The following is an 18,231-nucleotide window of genomic DNA, read 5'->3' as shown; positions in this document are numbered from 1 at the left end:
ACTGGTTATTTTTTAGTTGATAAGACAAAGATACTTAATTTAATAACTCTTTGGCATGTGTTAAAGCTGAATCTGAAATGTCTTTACCACTTAACATTTCTGCAATTTCTACAACTCTTTCTTCATTAGAAAGTTGTTTTAAATTTGTTGTGGTAATACCATTCTCGTCTTTCTTAAATACTTTGTAATGATTAACACCTTTTGCTGCAATTTGTGGTAAATGGGTAATAGCGATAACTTGCATATTATTACTCATCTGCTGCATAATAGCTGCTATTTTGTTAGAAACTTCACCTGAAACTCCTGTGTCTATTTCATCGAAAATAATGGTTGGTAACTGTGTATTTGCAGACAACACCTTCTTTACAGAAAGCATTATTCTAGACAATTCACCACCAGAAGCTACTTTTTTTAATTCGCCAAAATTCCCTCCTTTATTTGCCGAAAATAAAAATGAAAGTTCATCTTTACCATTTGCGAAATAAGTTTTGCCAGAATTTACTTTTATTGAAAAACGTGCATTTTCCATACCTAAATCTGCTAAAAGAGTTTCTAACTCTTTGGTTAAATTAGGTATAGCCTTGGTTCTATTTTTTGAAATGATTGAAGCAATAGCATCTAACTTTTTAGAGACTTCTTCAATTTCTTTCTTTTTATTATTAATAGTTTCTTCAGCATTTTCGACTTGAGAAACTTTAGTGGATAATTCTTCTAAAACAGCTAATAATTCTTGATTTGAATTTACATAATGCTTTTTCTGCAAGTTGTAAATTAACTGTAATCTATCATTTAGCTCCTCTATTTCATTCGGATTAAAATCTACATTTTCATTTGCATTTTCTAATTCAGAAACAATATCATCAAACTCAATTTTTACAGAAGTTACTCTTTCTGATAAGTTTTGATATTCTTTAGAAAAACCCGCGATTTTAGACAACCTGTTTTCTAAAGTGTTTAGTAAGTTTTGAATACCAATTTCATCATTCTCAGAAATTTCTAAAGCCTCAGAAATATTAAGTTTAATATCTTCAATATTATTAAGCTTTTCTAATTTTTCCTCTAAATCTTCTTGTTCATCGGCTTTTAAATTTGCTTCATCTAACTCATTAAACAAATGCAAATTATAATCATGTTTTTGATTGGCCTCTTTTTGAGATTGTTCTAACTCCTGAAATTCTTTCTTTAATTGATTTAGCCTCTTGAATTGAACAGCATATTTTTCTAATTCAGCCTTATTTTTAGCAAGTGCATCAAGAATAGTAAATTGAAAACCATTATCTGATAATTGCATGGTTTGATGTTGAGAATGAACATCAATCAACTTTACCCTCAACTCATTTAACACACTTAACTTTACTGGTGTATCGTTTACAAAAGCCCTTGATTTACCAGAAGGCAAAATTTCTCTTCTTATAATGGTTTCTGCTTCGTAATCTAAATCAACTTCATTAAAAAAGCTTATTAAATTGTAACTTTCTATAGCAACCTTAGCTTCTACTACACACTTTTTAGTAGTATCTTTTAAAGAAGATAAATCTGCTCTGTTACCCAAAACCAAACCTAAAGCACCTAACAAGATAGATTTTCCTGCTCCAGTTTCTCCTGTTATAATAGACAAACCAGAAGAAAAATCAATAGCTAATTGATTGATTAAAGCGTAGTTATTTATAGAAAGTTGTGTAAGCAAGTTTACTAATTTTTGTAGGTTAAAATTAGTGAAATAATATCAGAAAATTAAAAGAAAATATTATTCAATATTTCTCCACTTTGCGTTATTATTTGGAGAAATTCTTTTTAATGTAGTACTAACATTAGAACTATTTTTAGTTCTTGGGCCATCTGAATATATATTTACAATTTCATTGGCTTTTGCATCAAAAAAGATTCGAATTAAGTAATTACCCACTGTTTTATTGAACAACTGCTCCATAGAGAGCACACTAGTTTCTATGGTTTGTTTGGCAAATTCTTTGTTCGACACAAAATTATCCATCCCTTTTATATGGTAATCATACATCACCTCTCTATACTTTTTAAGTTTAGGAGCTAACAAATTATCAATCAATAAATATCTATTTTGTTTACCAACTACATTTTGCCAAGATGCAATACCACTTTGCTGTGCTTGCAACATCACATTTTGAGCTTCTTTCAACTCATAATCGCCACCAAATTTAGAAAAAGTATCTGCATCTACTCCTAAAATTGTGTAAACATAAAAAACAATGGTAGATATTAAATTACTATCGAAAGCGTTTCTGTTATAATTTAGAGGATCAAACTCATTATAACGAAATGTAAAATCGTTATCCTTAATATTTAAAATTGGTGTTAAATAGCTAGAACCATAAATTGGTCTTGATGATTGCACCTGAATTGTTGCATTAAACGTATTATCATTTCTAGAGGTGATGATAATATTCATTGCACAATCTACTCGTTCTTCAGCCTGAACAACTCTTTCTGTCCATTTTGTTTTATTGATAAATTCTGAAAGTGCATTTTCTAAGGTTACAAAAACCTGTCTATTTGAACCTGCAATTTGCTCATAATTTATTTTCACCAAACAATTCAATTCTTGCGAATTGCTATTGAATGCCACAAAAAACAAGGTTAATAGAAGAATTAATTTACGCATGTAACTTTAGTATAATTTCATTGATGATGTCTTTAGCAACCTCATCTTTAGACTTTAAATCGAATGGTTTCTGATTAAAATCTTTATCAATAATAGTAATTTTATTTGTATTCGTTGCAAACCCAGCACCTTTATCTTTTAGCGAGTTTAAAACTATGGCATCTAAGTTTTTTCTTTTTATTTTGCCAATAGCATTCTCAACTTCATTATTTGTTTCTAATGCAAAGCCAACTAAAAATTGATCTTTTTTTATAGCACCTAATGAGGCTAAAATATCTTTTGTTGGTGCTAGCTCAATAGTTAACGAAGTATCTTTCTTTTTTATTTTCTGATCTGCTATATTTTTTGGTTTATAATCTGCAACTGCTGCAGATAAGATAGCAATATCAACCTCCTCAAAATGCTTATGTGCTTCAATATACATATCTTCAGCAGAAACCACATCTATTCTCTTTACCAAAGAATGTTTTATTTTCTGATGACTTGGCCCTGAAATTAAATAAACCTCAGCTCCTAAATTAGCAGCAGTTTTAGCAATTGCAAAACCCATTTTACCTGAAGAATGATTTCCTATAAATCGAACAGGATCTATAGCCTCGTAAGTTGGCCCTGCAGTAATCAATACTTTTTTACCTTTTAATGGTAATTTAGAAAGTACATCATTTTCTATGAATGATACAATATCTTCTGGCTCAGCCATTCTACCTTCACCAACCAAACCACTTGCTAATTCTCCAGAAGTAGCAGGAATCATTACATTTTGGTACGATTGAAGTTTGGACAAACTTTCTTTTGTAGAAGGATGTTTATACATGTCCAAATCCATAGCTGGTGCAAAATAAACAGGACATTTAGCAGATAAATATGTAGCTAACAACAAATTATCACAAACACCATTTGCCATTTTGGAAAGTGTGTTTGCAGTTGCAGGTGCAATTAAAAAATAATCGGCCCAAAGGCCTAAATCTACGTGATTATTCCAAACCTCGTTTTCATCTTCTTTATCATAAAAAGCAGAATTAACAGGGTTTTTAGAAAGTGTGGTAAGTGTAAGAGGTGTTATAAAATCTTTAGACGCAGGTGTCATAATTACTTTAACATCTGCGTCTAATTTTATAAGTAAGCGAACTAAACTGGCTGTTTTGTAAGCAGCAATTCCTGCAGTAATGCCTAAAAGAATTTTTTTACCACTTAAAACAGACATGGTTTATTCTGCTTCTGGAGTTCTGTAATATACTTTATCATTTAACCACTCCTCTACTGCAATTGCAGTTGGCTTTGGCAAACGCTCGTAAAATTTAGAAACTTCTATTTGTTCTTTGTTTTCAAAAACCTCTTCTAAACTATCATTATAAGTAGCAAACTCATCTAATTTATCTACTAACTCTTTCTTTAAATCAGAATTGATTTGATTTGCTCTTTTTGCAATTATAGAAATTGCTTCGTAGATATTTTCAGTAGGTGCTTCAATCTCGTTCTTGTTATAAGTAATAGTACTTATAGCTGCTTTTGTGTCTTTATAATCCATAATATTAATTATTATTTAAAACCTTACCTTTTTCTATTTCTTTTACTTTAGCCATTAATGCAGCCACTCTTACATCTTCTTTTTGCAAGGTAGTCAACATCTCATTAGCCTCTTCTAAGTACTGAGATTCTGGGTAATTTCTTACTAATTTATCATATGCTTCAATAGCATCTTTAATTCTTTCTGGTTTTCTTCTTTCTGTACTCTTTAATACAAAATCATGTGCTGCTTTTAATCTATAAAACAAAGCTTCTTCTTTAAATTCAGATCCTAAATAATCTGCTAATAAATTATCGAAAGCTTGTATAGCTGCTTTATAGTTTCTCATATCATAATCTGCGGTAGTGTAATACACCTTTGCAATATCAAAATATTTTTTCTGTAGCTTGTATCTTAACTCTTTATAGTGTTGATTTGCTTCTTCTATTTTGTCAGAATCTGGATAATTATTGATAAACATTTGAAAAGACTCTAATGCTTTTCTTGTATCTGTAGGGTCTTTACTTGAAACTGGTGAAGCTAGTTTGTAACTATAGGCAGATAAAAAAGCAGCCTCTTCGTTTTTAGAGCTACTTGGATAGTTTTTTGTAAAACGATCAAAATAATAACCAGCAGTTGTGTAATTTTTTACATTAAAATTAGATTGTGCAACCATAAACTGAATACGCTCCATTTGTGGTTTACCTCTGTAAGCTGGTGTAACTTTTTCGAACAAACGCAATGCCTTGCTAAACTTTTTTGTTTCGTACATTTTTACGGCCATCTTGTATTTTTCTTCTACACTACCTTTATTTAACACTTTTTGGTATTCACCACAAGAGTATAATAAAAGACTTAAAGCCAATAAATACGCTAAATTTTTAATTTTTTGCATCCTGCAAAATTAGTAATTAATTATGGATAATAAAAGCATTTATTTTTAACAAAATAAAACTTAACCTTTGTTAAATTATTGCATAAAATTACAGATTGCAGCCAATCACAATTTCTTGCGCTAATTTACCTTGCAATAATGCATCAAAAAGCCTTAAAATTTTAATAAGAAGATACTAAAAGTTTGTTAAGAATTAAAAGTTAGCTACGTAGTTTGCTATCTTTTCTGACAGTTGACTACTTGCTTTTACCAATGGTAAACGCACGTCATTACCACAAATATTTAATTCTTGTAGTACAGTTTTAATTCCTGCAGGATTATTTTCTTCAAAAATATAGTCGATAATATCCATAAGCTTAAAGTGTATTTTATAAGCCTCTTTATTTTTACCTTCTAAACCTAATTGAATCATTTTTGAAAATTCAGCTGGAAAAGCCTGACCAATTACAGAGATAACTCCTGAACCACCTGCTAAGGCCACTCCTAATGCTAAATCATCGTCTCCAGAAATAATTAAGAAATCTTCTGGTTTATCTTTTAAGAGACTGTTGTATTGTTGTTGAATATTACCAGCTTCTTTAACTCCTACAATATTTTCAAAATCGTTTGCCAACCTAATTGTTGTTGATGGTTCCATATTTTTAGCAGTTCTGCCAGGAACATTGTATAAGATAATTGGCAATTCTGTTGCTTCTGCTAATGCTTTATAATGCTGATAGAAACCTTCTTGAGTTGGTTTACTGTAATAAGGAGCTACAGACAAAACACCATCTATACCAGTAAAATCTCTGGTTTTAAGTTCTTTTACAACCTCTGTTGTATTATTACCACCAACACCTAATACTAAAGGAACTCTCTTATTGTTCTCTTTAATAATTACATCTATAATAAGTTGCTTTTCTTCTTTAGTAATAGTTGCACTTTCACCTGTTGTGCCATTTATAACCAAGTAATTTGTACCATTTTCAATGTTGAAGTTCACTAATTTTTTAAGTGCTTCTATATTTACAGATAAATCTTCCTTAAAGGGCGTAATTAACGCTACTCCTGTACCAACAAATTTTTGCATCAGTTTCATTTTTTAACTCGGTAAAATTACAATATTTACAAATATGAAATTGTACAATTCATTTAGAATATAAAGAATTCACAACTTTAAGATTGAAGTTTAATTTTCTACTTTTTTAAGAATTAGTAAGTATTTTTTTAATTCTTCTAAAAATTGATTGGTATTTTTTGGTAATACTGCAATCTCCATGTCATACAAATCCTGATTTACATTAGAAATACCTACTTTAAATTTGGCATTAGATCGTAAAACAGCATTTTCTACATATAGGTTTCTCTTATTGAAAAAACCAATTAATAAATCGAAAGGTTGCTCTATAAATACCTTAAAATTTGGTTGTGATACTTGACCTTTCCAGTTAAAATCTTTTTCTGAGAAATGTTTGAAAGACACTTCTTCTTTTCTACTGTAAGGCCTATAACTATAAATCTTTGTATTATGAACTTTGAAATGGTCTTCTACAGCAGTTTTAATATCTATCCAATTAGAAATTTCATCTGTAGAAATGATACCTACAGTTTTAATAATATCTGTAGACACTACCCTATTCTGTTCTTTTTCTAAGAGTAGTTTTTGAAAGTTTCTTTTGATAAACTTCTTTTTCAAACGATTGTAATTAGTAGTTATTTGATTGTAAAAGTACTACTTTTTTCTGTTGATAAAACCAATATTGTAAGGGTTTTTAGACCTTTTCGTCTAAATAGAAAATCAACCATAAATGAAAAAATACATACTAATCATTTTAAAAATGATTGCTGTAATTATAATGCTGCAGACATTACTTTTTAAATTTTCTGCTGCAGACCAAAGTGTTGAACTGTTTAGCAAATTAGCTGGTAAAGATGAAGCTTACTTAAGAGTTGGAACAGGCATAATTGAACTAATAGCATCCATACTATTATATATACCAAAAACAACTTGGTTAGGAGCGCTTTTAACTATGGGAGTTATGACAGGTGCAATTTTAGGGCACATTACTAAAATTGGCATCAACCATAATAACGACCATGGCTTATTGTTTGGAGCAGCTGTTTACATTTTTATTATATCAGCTATTATTCTATTTAAGGAAAGAAAACAAATTCCATTTTTTGGTAATCAATCAGAATAAAAAAAATCTCTAAAATTAATTTAGAGATTTTTTTTGTTACTATTTAAATTTTCTTTCGATTATCATCTGACTTTGTATCTATTAACTTATTGTATGGATCTACACCAACCTCTGAGGGTTTTTCATCTACAATTATGGTAATTTTATTATTTATTGCTGTAATCTTATGCTTTTTTAGGTAAATTTCCTTTTCTTTTTTAACACCATCAATTTCTTCTTCAGCGAAAACACCTATATCTATGTAATCATTTAATTTGGTAGAAAGTACATCCTTATCTGTATTTGGGTTTTTATAAACTAAAGTATCACCCTCTTTTTCTCCAAAGTATTTTTTACCTTTTTCATCATTTCTATACTTGGCAACTTCAAACTCTATATCTACCTGAAATTTACCATTGTCAAGCGCTGTTGTTTCTACTTCTACAATTCTATTTTTATATAGTGTAATGGTTTCGAACATATCTTTAATAATATATTGTAAAGAATCTGGGGTAACTTCTCTTATATAATTTACCATTTCTACTGATGTTGTGTAAGGTGGTTCTTGAAATTTTACTTTTTCCACGTATCTTTTTAAAGCACCATTTAAATTTTCATCACCTATATAATCACCCAGAGCATAAAACACCAGAGATCCTTTTTGATAACGTATATAACCTTGACCATCATTATACATTAAAGGCTTTTCACGTTTACTCTCAAAAGTTCTTTGTTGTAAATAACCATCTAAAGCTTCTTTTAAAAAGGTTCTCATTTTAGATTTACCTAATTCCTGTTCAAGCACTTTTAGTGCAACATACTCAGACATACTTTCAGACAACATAGTTGCACCTAAAACATCTGCACCTATTACTTGATGAGCCCACCATTGATGTGCAACTTCATGTACTGTTACTGCATAAGGATAATCTACACCATCATCACTTTCATCATCTACATCTGCAATAAAACCAATGCTTTCTGAAAATGGAATTGTGTTTGGAAAAGATTGTGCAAAAGTTCCTGACGTTTTTGGAAACTCAATAATTCTTACTTGTTTGTGTTGATAAGGACTAAAGTTTTCTGAATTATAATCTAATGATGCTTTCATACCTTTCATCATTCTATCTAAATTAAATTCATGCCCTTTATGATAATATATCTCAAGGCTAATGCCTTTATACATCTCTTTTTTCACTTCGTATCTAGCAGAGTTAAAGGCATAAAAATTTAGTATTTTACTATCCATCTTGTAATGGAAATATCTTCGCCCATTTTCTGTCCATTCTTTTTGCAAATAACCAGGAGCAATTGCAATTTGATCTTCTGAGGTAGAAACTGTTGCTTCAAAATCAATCCAATCTGAATCTTTAGAAATATATGTATTACCTAAAGCTGTCGAATCTGAAGGATAAGGACGTAAATCATTTCTAGGTAAATCGTACTTTTTACGAGTTTGATTGTCTGTTAATTCTCCTGCAGAAGAATATCCTAAAGAAGGAAACATACCATTATTAATAAAAGTTCCGTTTTCATTAATAGGAGAGTTTTTTCTAAACATGGTATTCTTATCACTTTCTACAGTAACTTTTAGTGCCAACGTGTCTCCAGGAAGTATTGGAGTATCAAACTTATAAATATCAAAATTATGAATGGTGTCTTCTAAAACCAATTGATTTGGTTTTGTAAACTCGAAAGTACTTTTTAATGAATTATGATTTAAAAACACACTATCTATAGCCTTGTCTGTTTTGTTTACCATTTTTAATACTGCAGAAGCATTAAAGACTCTTTCTTTTGGAAATATATCTACATCTGTTTTTACAGCTATTATTCTTGGTTGTTTGTAGTTTTCGTATTTTTTATATTTCTTTTCCCATTCAACTCTCCGTTTTTCGATTTCTTTAGACGATATCCTTTCATTATCAATATTATTTTCTTTAAAAATGGTAAAACCTAAACCTAAGAAAGCTACCAAAAAAACGATAAAAGTAGTTGCAATTTTACCTGTAAATCGGTTTTTAGCAATTGATAATCTTTCTGCAAAAGAAAAAGGAATTCCACGAACCCAAAACGTAAGGGCTACAATAATTAAAGTAATACCTCCAAGAATCCAATACGTTTTATACCATAAGTAAGGTCCTAAAGAAAAGCCATAACCATTCATATCTGAATAACTAAAACCTGGCCCTTCATTATATTTAAATATTGCTTCATCTACACCAATAAAAGATAATAATGGCATTCCTATTGCTATGATTAACAAAGCAAAAAGCCCTAAATATGGATTTCTAATTAGCGTTTGAATAAATAAGGCTAACAAGGCCCAAACAACATAATTTATAAAATCTAAAACATAAAGTTCATAAATATAATGCCCAATTTCGAAATTGTAATACCCTTTGTAAATTTGAAAAATGATTCCTGATACTAAAACTACAGTTACCAATACCAATTGCATTTTCAACAAGGCAATTAACTTAGAAAATAATAAAGACCAATTAGGAATTGTGGTTGCATCTACCAAATGATTTACTCTTGCAATTTGCGCTCTTTGCACCAATAAACCTGCATACAAAAACGTACAGATATTTATTGATAAAACAAAGACACCTCCACCATTTAACATTTGCCAAGTAACAGGTAAGGTTTGGGTTCCAAAAATATTACCAACTGTAAAAAGACCCACTACAATTAAAAGAACGCCTACTAATACTATTGATATAAAAGGCCAACTTTTAATAATGTACTTAAAATCTATATTAGAAAGTTTCCAAGTAGCTTTTAAGTTTTGAGTAAAAGAATAATCGTGAGTGACTTTTGGCAAGTTAATTTTTGTAATTCCACTGTAATTTCTTTTTATAATACGTTCTCCTTTTACTTTTTTAAAGGATAATGAAAATGCGTTTTGACTAAAAGAAAAGAACTTATAGACCAGACCAAAAACTAATGCTGAAATTACCAACCACAAAACACGATTGTAAATAATCATAGATTCTACTGGAATTTGCATGCTATTTTGCTCAGACATGGTCCAATATTCTGTGTAGTAAGTAATGGATGCAGAACCAAAAGGATCTAGAATAGCTGCTAGCATTTTATAATCTGCTTCTACTAAATTGCTAACAACTACAGCCTGCGCAAACATTAAAATTATAACTGTTATAAAACCAGCTGCAATATTTCTTGTAAAAGTTACAATTGCAAAAACAATAGCACCAAAGAAAACAACATTTGGTAAAATAAAAAGTAAATAGGTTTTTACATATGTTAAGAAGTTAAAAGGCCCAACAATATCTGGATTTGTGCCTGGAAACCTAAAACCAATAATCATACCTAAACCAATGCCTAAAACAATAATTGAAACTACTGTTATACCACTTAAAAACTTAGCAAATAAATAATTTGCTTTGGTAAAAGGGTAAGAATACAATATGGTATGCATTTCACTTTTATAGTCTCTGTAGACAGAAACACCAATTATAGATGGAAATAAAAAGAATATAAATGTGGTTAAACCATTAAATAAACCATTTACACCTATGGGTGAATTTACAATTCGAGAAGAACCAGTAGTTACTGTTAGAAAATCCCAAATTCCAGCAGATGTGGCTGAGAAAAAGAAAGCTAAAAATATAAATATAGCTAAGTAAATATAGAAAGCTGGCCTGCCAAACCAGTACTTTAATTCTTGTTTATATATTGTAGAAAACATTTGTTGATGTTTAAATTGTTTGGATTCTTAGATTTATAGCGAGTTTGATTTTTGAATTTCTAATTTTCTAGAAATTGAAAAATATAATCATCTACTTATACTTTTAAAACTGGTTCATCTTGCTGTAATGCAATAAAATAAACATCATCTAATTGCGGATTTGCAGCCACAAAGTCTTCTGATGGTTTCTCTTCTGAATGCACTCTAATGTTTAAGGTATTATCTTGATTGTAATTAGAAGATAAAATCGAATATAATTTTTCATTGCTTTCTAAATCATCTCTCTCAATAACTTTTGTCCAAATTTTACCTTGTAGTTCATTTGTTGCTTGTTGAGGAGTAGTATGCTTTAAAATTTTACCACCATTTAAAATAGCCATTTCGTTACATAATTCTTTTACATCCTCTACAATATGTGTTGAAAATATAACTGTACAATTGGTACCAACCTCTCTTAAAACATTTAAAAAACGATGTCTTTCTGCTGGATCTAAACCTGCAGTTGGCTCATCTACAATTATTAATTTAGGATTATTCAATAGCAGCTGTGCAATTCCAAAACGTTGTTTCATCCCCCCTGAATAACCTGCAACATGTTTGTGTCTTACATCGTATAAATTAGTAATTTCTAATACTTCTTTTACTAATTTTTCTCTATCCGATTTTTTAGCAACCCCTTTTAATGTGGCAAAATAATCTAACAAATCTTCTGCAGACATTTTTGGATATACACCAAAAGATTGTGGTAAATAACCTAACACTTTTCTCAAAGCCATGTTATCTTCTAACACATTAATATCACCAAACATAATACTTCCAGAATCTGGGCTTTGCAATGTTGCAATTGTTCTCATTAAGGAAGATTTACCTGCACCATTTGGCCCTAAAAGACCAAACATTCCTGTACCAATTTCGATACTTAAATTATCAATTGCTTTTACTCCGTTTTTGTACGTTTTTGTTAAGTTTTGTATGCTAAGTTTCATGCTATGTTGGTTGGTTATAATTCTCTTTTTATTGTAATTCTAGTAGATTTTTTCACATCACCTTCTTCATTCTCATTTTCGAAGATAATATTTACATAATCATAATTATCTAAATTCAATAAATACTTATTTACCTGTGTTGCTATAAAATCTGCTTTTTTATTTGCTTCATTAGTACTATACACTTCTTGATTTGCATTTTTAAAGGTTAAATTCAAACCTCTTTCTTCTGTAATATTATTCTTTTTAGTGTAATAAGTTCCAATTGACAAATCCTCAAAATCAATCTCTTTTTTAAGCTCTTTTTTAAATCCGCTTTTGGCTATTTTAAAATCAGGATGAAATTCTGATGAACCCTCAACTTTGGTTGAACAATTTGTTGCTAAAAATAATAGAGCAAGTACTAAAGTAGTTTTAAAAAATTTCATGTTTTTTCAGTTTGATTTTAGATTCTGTTATTAGAGCTATTATTAGGTATAATGTTACAATATTTAAGATTAAAATGTAAGAAAAGTTTAAAAAAACGTTTTATTTTTACAAAAAACAGAATATATATTATGTCAGATAAATCAATATTAAATAAAGAATCACTAGCGTTTTTAGAAGAATATTTAAATAATGCATCTCCAACTGGTTATGAATGGGAAGGTCAAAAAATTTGGATGAATTACTTGAAACCGTATGTAGATGAATTTATTACAGATACTTATGGTTCTGCAGTGGGTGTTATAAATCCAGATGCAAAATATAAAGTGGTTATAGAAGGGCATGCAGATGAAATTTCTTGGTACGTAAATTACATTACAGATAATGGGTTGATTTATGTAATTAGAAATGGAGGATCAGACCATCAAATTGCACCAAGTAAAATTGTAAATATCCACACAAAGAATGGCATCGTAAAAGGTGTGTTTGGTTGGCCAGCAATTCATACCAGAGATAAATCTAATGAGCAAGCACCAAAACCAGATAACATTACAATAGATGTAGGTTGTGCAAATAAAGAAGAAGTTTTAGCCTTAGGCATTCATGTAGGTTGCGTAATTACGTATCCAGATGAATTTCACGTATTAAATGGTGATAAATTTGTTTGTAGAGCTTTAGATAATAGAATGGGTGGTTTTATGATTGCTGAAGTAGGTAGGTTATTAAAAGAAAATAACATTGAGTTGCCTTTTGGTTTATATATTACCAACTCTGTGCAAGAAGAAATTGGTTTGCGAGGTGCAGAAATGATTACACAAACCATTAAACCTAATGTTGCCATAGTTACAGATGTTACTCACGATACAACAACACCAATGATCGAAATGAAAAAAGCTGGTCATTTAGAAATTGGTAAAGGTCCTGTTGTAGCTTATGCACCAGCAGTACAACAAAAATTAAGAGATTTAATTATTGATGCAGCAGAGGCTAAAGATATTCCTTTTCAGAGATCTGCACTTTCTAGAGCAACAGGCACAGATACAGATGCTTTTGCTTATAGTAATGGTGGTGTTGCTTCTGCATTAATATCTTTACCTTTAAGATATATGCATACCACAGTTGAAATGGTACATAGAAGTGATGTTGAAAATGTGATTAAAATGATTTATGAAGCATTACTACAAATTAAAGATGGAGATACTTTCTCTTATTTCGATTAATAAATTATAATTACAAAGCGAAGTGCAAGCTTCGCTTTTTTTATTTTTAGCCATGAACTTATCAAATCAAAAACACCTTTTTAGATTACCTGAAAATATTACCTACTTAAATATTGCAAGTCAATCACCTTCTTTTAAAGCTATAGAAGAAGCAGGAATTGCTGGCGTTTTAGAAAAAAGTCATCCTTATAAAATTACCACAAACAGCTACTTTGATCCTGTTATAACACTTAAAAAATTATTCGCAAAATTAATTGAAGTTGAAGATTATAATAGAATTGCAAACATACCATCAGCATCTTATGGCTTGGCTACAGTAGCCAATAACGTTCAACTGAATAAAGGTGATGAAATATTATTAATAGAGAGTCAGTTTCCTAGTAACTATTATGTTTGGGAAAAGTTAGCGCAAAGATTTGAAGCTAAACTAACCATAGTTTCAATGCCTGAAAATGCAGAAAATCGTGGTAAAAATTGGAATAATGCTATTCTAAATTCAATTTCAGACAAAACTGCCTTGGTTTCTATAGGTAATATTCACTGGGCTAATGGAACTTTATTTGACTTAAAAGCTATTAGAAAAAAAACATCTTTAGTTGATGCGTTATTAGTTATTGATGGAAGTCAGTCTATAGGTGTTTTGCCTTTTTCTGTAAAAGAAATTCAGCCAGATGCATTGATTTGTGCAGGATACAAATGGTTGTTTGGACCTTATGGATGTGCTTTGGCTTATTATGGTTCTTATTTTGATGATGGAGAACCACTTGAAGAAAATTGGTCTAATCGTTTAAATAGCGATAAAATGAGTGGATTAACCAATTATGAAAGCAAATACAAACCTTTGGCCAACAGATATTCTGTAGGTGAACATGCTAGCTTTATTCACGTAAAAATGCAAACAGCTGGTTTGCAACAAGTGTTAGACTGGACACCAAAAGCTATTCAAGATTACTGTCAAGAAATCACTAAAGATGCTGTTATCTCTTTAAAAACAATGGGCTGTACTATTGAAAATGAAGATTACAGAAGTCATCATTTATTTGGTGTTGAATTACCACAACAATTAAATTTAGACGAATTAAAAGCAAAACTAAAGGCAGAAAATATTTTTATTTCTTTTCGTGGAAACTATATCCGTCTTTCTTGTCATGTTTACAATACTAAAGAAGATTTTACAAAACTAACCAACTGTATTTTAGCTTGTTTATAAATGGATGAACTTATAGATATTTTAACGGCTGATGGAAAACCGACTGGTAAAACTGCTTTAAAGTCCGAAGCTCATAAGTATGGTTGGTATCATGCAACTGTGCATATTTGGTTGTTTACCAAGGATGAAAAAATTCTGCTTCAAAAAAGAGCATTAACTAAAAAGGTATTTCCTGGTTTGTGGGACATTTCTGTGGCAGGACATATAGCTGCAGGTGAAACAATTTTATCTTCTGCTAAAAGAGAAATTTTTGAAGAAATTGGTTTAGCTTTAGATGAAAAAGATCTAATTAAAATAGGTACCAGAATTCATCAAGTTTCGCATGCAAATGGTATTATAGATAATGAACATCATCATGTATTTATAGCTGAATTAAAAGTTCCTGTTGATGAATTAAAAATTCAAAAAGAAGAAGTTGCAGCTATTAAATTGTTTAATTTATCAGTTTTAAAAGATACAAAAAACCTCGAAAACGTTTTGCTTTCAAGGTTTCATGATTACTATGTTTTTGTTTATGATCAAATTAAAGAAAATCTTGATAACAAACCGAAATAAAGTTACTTTTTAGGTTTCTCAAAAAACGAATCTGCTAATTTAGCTTTACTAGCTAAAGGCAAAGTAAATTCGGTTGCAGGTCTTGCAGGTTCTGTAGGCATACCTTTGTCATCTTTTTTATACCAAGTAATTTCTTTTGGTAATATCAATCCGTTTACATTTTCCCACTTGTTATATCTAATCAAATTGTATTTTTCACTTGGCGCTTTTGAATTGAATGTAACAGTGTATGCTAGCCATTCCATTTGATGATTTTTTGGATTGTAATAAATGATATAATTATCATCTGGAGATGTCCCAACGTTTGCTTTGTAAGAAATTTTATACCCTGGATAGTTTACACCATCAAAAGTAATAGCATCTGCTTTTTCGTAAATAATACCATCATCTGCCAACACAAAAGGCATTGCATAAAAGTAAAAATATAAATTATAGTAAAACTCTGGATTACCCTTATAATCCCCTTTATTTTCTTCATCTAGCCAAACTTCAGTGCCATCAAAGCCCAATGAATATTTAGGTGAATTTATAACCGTTTTTCGAGTCTTTAAATCTGCAGTATGTGCTTCTTCGCCTTTATTAAAAGATAATATCTGAATACTGTTCCAAGCAGTTAAGCCTCCATGCGTTTTAAAAACCTTGTTTAATTCTACTGGAATATCTGTATTTACCTTTTCTACAATTTCTGTTTTCGCATTAGTTTTAGTTTCTTTTTTAATTTCCTTTTTACAAGAAACTACTACTAAACCTAAAATGAATACAAATGCTATTTTTTTCATGATTTGGTTTTTTGAATATTTTATTTTTAAGTCGATAATTTAGCCATAGATTACAAATTAATCCTAAATTTTTGATTGATAGGTATACAAATCAAAATACCTGCCTTGTGCCTGAATCAATTCTTCATGAGTACCTCTTTCTGCAATTTTACCTGATTCTATTACTAAAATTTGATCTGCTTTTTTAATAGTACTTAATCTATGAGCGATAACTATTGTAGTTCTGTCTTTGATTAATTCTGATAAACTTTTCTGAATTAGAGCCTCACTTTCTGTATCTAAACTAGAGGTAGCTTCATCTAATATTAATATTCTAGGATTTGCCAAAATAGCTCTAGCAATTGCCAATCTTTGTCTTTGACCACCAGATAATTTAACACCTCTTTCACCAATCAAGGTATCTAAACCTTTATCAAATCTATCTGTAAATTCATTTACATAAGCTGCTTTTACAGCATTTTGTAATTCTTCTTCAGAGGCATTAGGTCTAGGAAAAAGAATGTTTTCTTTAATAGTGCCTTCAAACAAAAATTCGTCTTGTAAAACAACCCCTAAATTTTTACGATAACTAGCCAATTTAACTTTAGACATATCTTGATCGTCTATAGTTATTAAACCAGATTTCGGATTTAAAAATGTGGCAGACAAACCAGCAATTGTGGATTTACCAGAACCAGAACTACCTACTAATGCTGTTACAGAACCTGCAGGAACTTTAAAATTAATATCATGTAATACTTCTTTACCTTCTTCATAAGAAAAGGAAACATCCGTAAAATTAATTTCTCCCTTTACGTTTCTTAACTCAATATTTCTTTCTTCATTATCTTCTTCTGCAGCCTTGTTCATAAGTTCTTCTGTTCTATCTAAACCTGCTAAAGCTTCTGTTAATTGACTACCAATGTTACTCATTTGAACTATAGGCGCAATCATAAAACCAAGAATTAAGGTAAAGAATAAAAATTCTCCTGTTGTCATTTCTCCTTGCATCATATAATAACCTCCAATTCCCATAATTCCTGTAGTTGCTACCCCAATTAAGAAGGTAGATGAGCTGGTCATTAAAGCAGTTGCAGTTAAACTCTTTTTTACGTTTTGATACAGTTTATCTACACCTTTTTCAAAAACTATATTTTCTTGTTCTTCTGCATTAAAGGCTTTAATTACTCTAACTCCTGCTAAAGTTTCTGTTAACCTACCTTTTACCTCAGCATTTATTTTACCCCTTGTTCTAAAAATAGGTCGAATGAATTTGAATGCTTTTAAAGCTACGAATCCAAAAATTGAAATTGGTAAAAACACGAATAGGGTCATCCAAGGATTTAAGTTGATTAAAATAACCAAAGAGACAATTGCAGTAATTGTACCACCCACCAATTGCACTAAACCTGTACCAATTAAATTTCGAACGCCTTCAACATCACTCATAATTCTAGAAACTAAAGCACCAGATTTTGTGTTGTCAAAAAAACTTATTGGTAAGGATAAAACTTTCTTTTGCACTTGTGCTCTTAATTCTGATATTAAATATTGAGCTTGTACACTTAAAATTCTGGTAAGTAAAAATGAAGTTACAGCTTGAACTAAAATTGCACATAAAACTACAATAATTAATATTTTAAGCTGATCGAAATTATTGTTAGGTACAACTTCATCTAACAAAACCTTACTTTGCCAAGGCAAAATTAAGCCTGCCAAACTTCGAATTACAATTAAAATTAAACCAACAAAAACTAAATTTCTTCTAGGCCAAATAATAGTTTTAAAAGCTTTACCAATAGAAACTTTACCCTTTTTATCTTTTGTAATTGGTTCTTTTAAATGCTGCATAAAGTAAGTTTGTTTGTGTTAGGAATTGACCAATTATTGTCAATTTACATGCCATAAAATGTTTGCTGACAGATATGCAAAGTTAACAAAAGACCTGTCAGGTTTTAGAAACTGAACAGGTCTTATTTTTAATGATTTATTTCGTTGGCAAACTAGCTTGCATGAGCGATAGAAACGACATCCTTTTTATGTATAAATTGGTTCTAAACTTTTTTTAGATAGCTTTAACCTTATAAAAAACCAGATACTGATACAAGTTCTGCATAAATAAAAAGATACAGTGAATAGCGCAGTTTTTGCTTTTCGCAAAA

At 30.1% G+C, this 18,231-nt stretch carries 16 protein-coding genes; 4 read left to right on the top strand and 12 right to left on the bottom strand.

The features are described 5' to 3' along the window. Window positions 1-34: 34 nt before the first annotated feature. From recN to MED152_RS13045, 7 genes are all read right to left on the bottom strand, one after another. A complete protein-coding gene (recN, locus tag MED152_RS13075) occupies window positions 35-1,687 on the bottom strand; it encodes a DNA repair protein RecN (RefSeq protein WP_015482374.1) in 1,653 nt (550 codons plus the stop codon). 60 nt (window positions 1,688-1,747) lie between these two features. After that, entirely contained in the window at window positions 1,748-2,638 is an 891-nt protein-coding gene (locus MED152_RS13070) for a DUF4835 family protein (RefSeq protein WP_015482373.1), read from the bottom strand. Continuing rightward, window positions 2,631-3,842 carry a bifunctional phosphopantothenoylcysteine decarboxylase/phosphopantothenate--cysteine ligase CoaBC gene (gene coaBC / locus MED152_RS13065; RefSeq protein ID WP_015482372.1) on the bottom strand — a complete coding sequence of 404 codons (1,212 nt, stop codon included), beginning with the start codon at window positions 3,840-3,842 and terminating at the stop codon, window positions 2,631-2,633. The genes MED152_RS13070 and coaBC overlap by 8 nt, the downstream gene beginning before the upstream one ends. Window positions 3,843-3,845: 3 nt before the next feature. After that, window positions 3,846-4,166 carry a DNA-directed RNA polymerase subunit omega gene (locus MED152_RS13060; RefSeq protein WP_015482371.1) on the bottom strand — a complete coding sequence of 107 codons (321 nt, stop codon included), beginning with the start codon at window positions 4,164-4,166 and terminating at the stop codon, window positions 3,846-3,848. A 4-nt stretch (window positions 4,167-4,170) separates the two neighbouring features. After that, window positions 4,171-5,040 carry an outer membrane protein assembly factor BamD gene (locus tag MED152_RS13055; protein ID WP_015482370.1) on the bottom strand — a complete coding sequence of 290 codons (870 nt, stop codon included), beginning with the start codon at window positions 5,038-5,040 and terminating at the stop codon, window positions 4,171-4,173. Window positions 5,041-5,233: 193 nt separating this feature from the next. Then, window positions 5,234-6,109 carry a 4-hydroxy-tetrahydrodipicolinate synthase gene (dapA, locus tag MED152_RS13050; RefSeq protein ID WP_015482369.1) on the bottom strand — a complete coding sequence of 292 codons (876 nt, stop codon included), beginning with the start codon at window positions 6,107-6,109 and terminating at the stop codon, window positions 5,234-5,236. 99 nt (window positions 6,110-6,208) lie between these two features. Continuing rightward, window positions 6,209-6,715 carry a hypothetical protein gene (locus tag MED152_RS13045; RefSeq protein WP_148284820.1) on the bottom strand — a complete coding sequence of 169 codons (507 nt, stop codon included), beginning with the start codon at window positions 6,713-6,715 and terminating at the stop codon, window positions 6,209-6,211. Window positions 6,716-6,827: 112 nt separating this feature from the next. Here MED152_RS13045 and MED152_RS13040 point away from each other — a divergent pair, with 112 nt between their 5' ends. Beyond that, window positions 6,828-7,220 carry a DoxX family membrane protein gene (locus MED152_RS13040; protein WP_015482367.1) on the top strand — a complete coding sequence of 131 codons (393 nt, stop codon included), beginning with the start codon at window positions 6,828-6,830 and terminating at the stop codon, window positions 7,218-7,220. A gap of 43 nt (window positions 7,221-7,263) precedes the next feature. On the opposite strand, the gene MED152_RS13035 is transcribed toward MED152_RS13040, so the two are convergent. From MED152_RS13035 to MED152_RS13025, 3 genes are all read right to left on the bottom strand, one after another. After that, on the bottom strand, window positions 7,264-10,914 hold the full coding sequence (locus MED152_RS13035; RefSeq protein WP_015482366.1) for a M1 family aminopeptidase: 3,651 nt from the start codon (window positions 10,912-10,914) through the stop codon (window positions 7,264-7,266). Between the two features lie 95 nt (window positions 10,915-11,009). Then, window positions 11,010-11,900, bottom strand: a complete 891-nt coding sequence (locus MED152_RS13030) for an ABC transporter ATP-binding protein (protein WP_015482365.1) — start codon at window positions 11,898-11,900, stop codon at window positions 11,010-11,012. A gap of 14 nt (window positions 11,901-11,914) precedes the next feature. After that, on the bottom strand, window positions 11,915-12,328 hold the full coding sequence (locus MED152_RS13025) for a hypothetical protein (protein ID WP_015482364.1): 414 nt from the start codon (window positions 12,326-12,328) through the stop codon (window positions 11,915-11,917). 129 nt (window positions 12,329-12,457) lie between these two features. Between MED152_RS13025 and MED152_RS13020 the strand changes: the two genes are divergently transcribed. Genes MED152_RS13020 through MED152_RS13010 form a run of 3 tightly spaced genes read left to right on the top strand, consistent with a single transcriptional unit; the run spans window position 12,458 to window position 15,311 of the window. Then, window positions 12,458-13,546, top strand: a complete 1,089-nt coding sequence (locus tag MED152_RS13020; RefSeq protein ID WP_041384042.1) for a M42 family metallopeptidase — start codon at window positions 12,458-12,460, stop codon at window positions 13,544-13,546. Between the two features lie 52 nt (window positions 13,547-13,598). Beyond that, the gene (locus tag MED152_RS13015; protein WP_041383707.1) at window positions 13,599-14,756 is read left to right on the top strand and encodes an aminotransferase class V-fold PLP-dependent enzyme; all 1,158 of its coding nucleotides are present in this window, start codon (window positions 13,599-13,601) and stop codon (window positions 14,754-14,756) included. After that, window positions 14,757-15,311 (top strand): NUDIX domain-containing protein, encoded by a 555-nt coding sequence (locus MED152_RS13010; protein WP_015482361.1) that lies wholly within the window; start codon window positions 14,757-14,759, stop codon window positions 15,309-15,311. Window positions 15,312-15,313: 2 nt separating this feature from the next. Here the strand turns inward: MED152_RS13010 and MED152_RS13005 are convergent, their stop codons facing one another. Continuing rightward, window positions 15,314-16,090 (bottom strand): DUF6503 family protein, encoded by a 777-nt coding sequence (locus MED152_RS13005; RefSeq protein ID WP_015482360.1) that lies wholly within the window; start codon window positions 16,088-16,090, stop codon window positions 15,314-15,316. A 63-nt stretch (window positions 16,091-16,153) separates the two neighbouring features. Next, window positions 16,154-17,920 (bottom strand): ABC transporter ATP-binding protein, encoded by a 1,767-nt coding sequence (locus MED152_RS13000; RefSeq protein WP_015482359.1) that lies wholly within the window; start codon window positions 17,918-17,920, stop codon window positions 16,154-16,156. Window positions 17,921-18,231: the final 311 nt, after the last annotated feature.

It is taken from the genome of Polaribacter sp. MED152 (assembly GCF_000152945.2).
Classification (GTDB): Bacteria; Bacteroidota; Bacteroidia; order Flavobacteriales; family Flavobacteriaceae; genus Polaribacter.
Note: the sequence above shows the minus strand (reverse complement) of the source record. Positions and strands in the feature narration are given on the sequence as shown.

What these genes read in the sequence shown, in the direction of transcription:
- MED152_RS13070 (WP_015482373.1), bottom strand. Translation starts at nt 2,638, where the DNA reads ATGCGTAAATTAATTCTTCTATTAACCTTGTTTTTTGTGGCATTCAAT.
- coaBC (WP_015482372.1), bottom strand. Translation starts at nt 3,842, where the DNA reads ATGTCTGTTTTAAGTGGTAAAAAAATTCTTTTAGGCATTACTGCAGGA.
- MED152_RS13060 (WP_015482371.1), bottom strand. Translation starts at nt 4,166, where the DNA reads ATGGATTATAAAGACACAAAAGCAGCTATAAGTACTATTACTTATAAC.
- MED152_RS13055 (WP_015482370.1), bottom strand. Translation starts at nt 5,040, where the DNA reads ATGCAAAAAATTAAAAATTTAGCGTATTTATTGGCTTTAAGTCTTTTA.
- dapA (WP_015482369.1), bottom strand. Translation starts at nt 6,109, where the DNA reads ATGCAAAAATTTGTTGGTACAGGAGTAGCGTTAATTACGCCCTTTAAG.
- MED152_RS13040 (WP_015482367.1), top strand. Translation starts at nt 6,828, where the DNA reads ATGAAAAAATACATACTAATCATTTTAAAAATGATTGCTGTAATTATA.
- MED152_RS13035 (WP_015482366.1), bottom strand. Translation starts at nt 10,914, where the DNA reads ATGTTTTCTACAATATATAAACAAGAATTAAAGTACTGGTTTGGCAGG.
- MED152_RS13030 (WP_015482365.1), bottom strand. Translation starts at nt 11,900, where the DNA reads ATGAAACTTAGCATACAAAACTTAACAAAAACGTACAAAAACGGAGTA.
- MED152_RS13025 (WP_015482364.1), bottom strand. Translation starts at nt 12,328, where the DNA reads ATGAAATTTTTTAAAACTACTTTAGTACTTGCTCTATTATTTTTAGCA.
- MED152_RS13020 (WP_041384042.1), top strand. Translation starts at nt 12,458, where the DNA reads ATGTCAGATAAATCAATATTAAATAAAGAATCACTAGCGTTTTTAGAA.
- MED152_RS13015 (WP_041383707.1), top strand. Translation starts at nt 13,599, where the DNA reads ATGAACTTATCAAATCAAAAACACCTTTTTAGATTACCTGAAAATATT.
- MED152_RS13010 (WP_015482361.1), top strand. Translation starts at nt 14,757, where the DNA reads ATGGATGAACTTATAGATATTTTAACGGCTGATGGAAAACCGACTGGT.
- MED152_RS13005 (WP_015482360.1), bottom strand. Translation starts at nt 16,090, where the DNA reads ATGAAAAAAATAGCATTTGTATTCATTTTAGGTTTAGTAGTAGTTTCT.
- MED152_RS13000 (WP_015482359.1), bottom strand. Translation starts at nt 17,920, where the DNA reads ATGCAGCATTTAAAAGAACCAATTACAAAAGATAAAAAGGGTAAAGTT.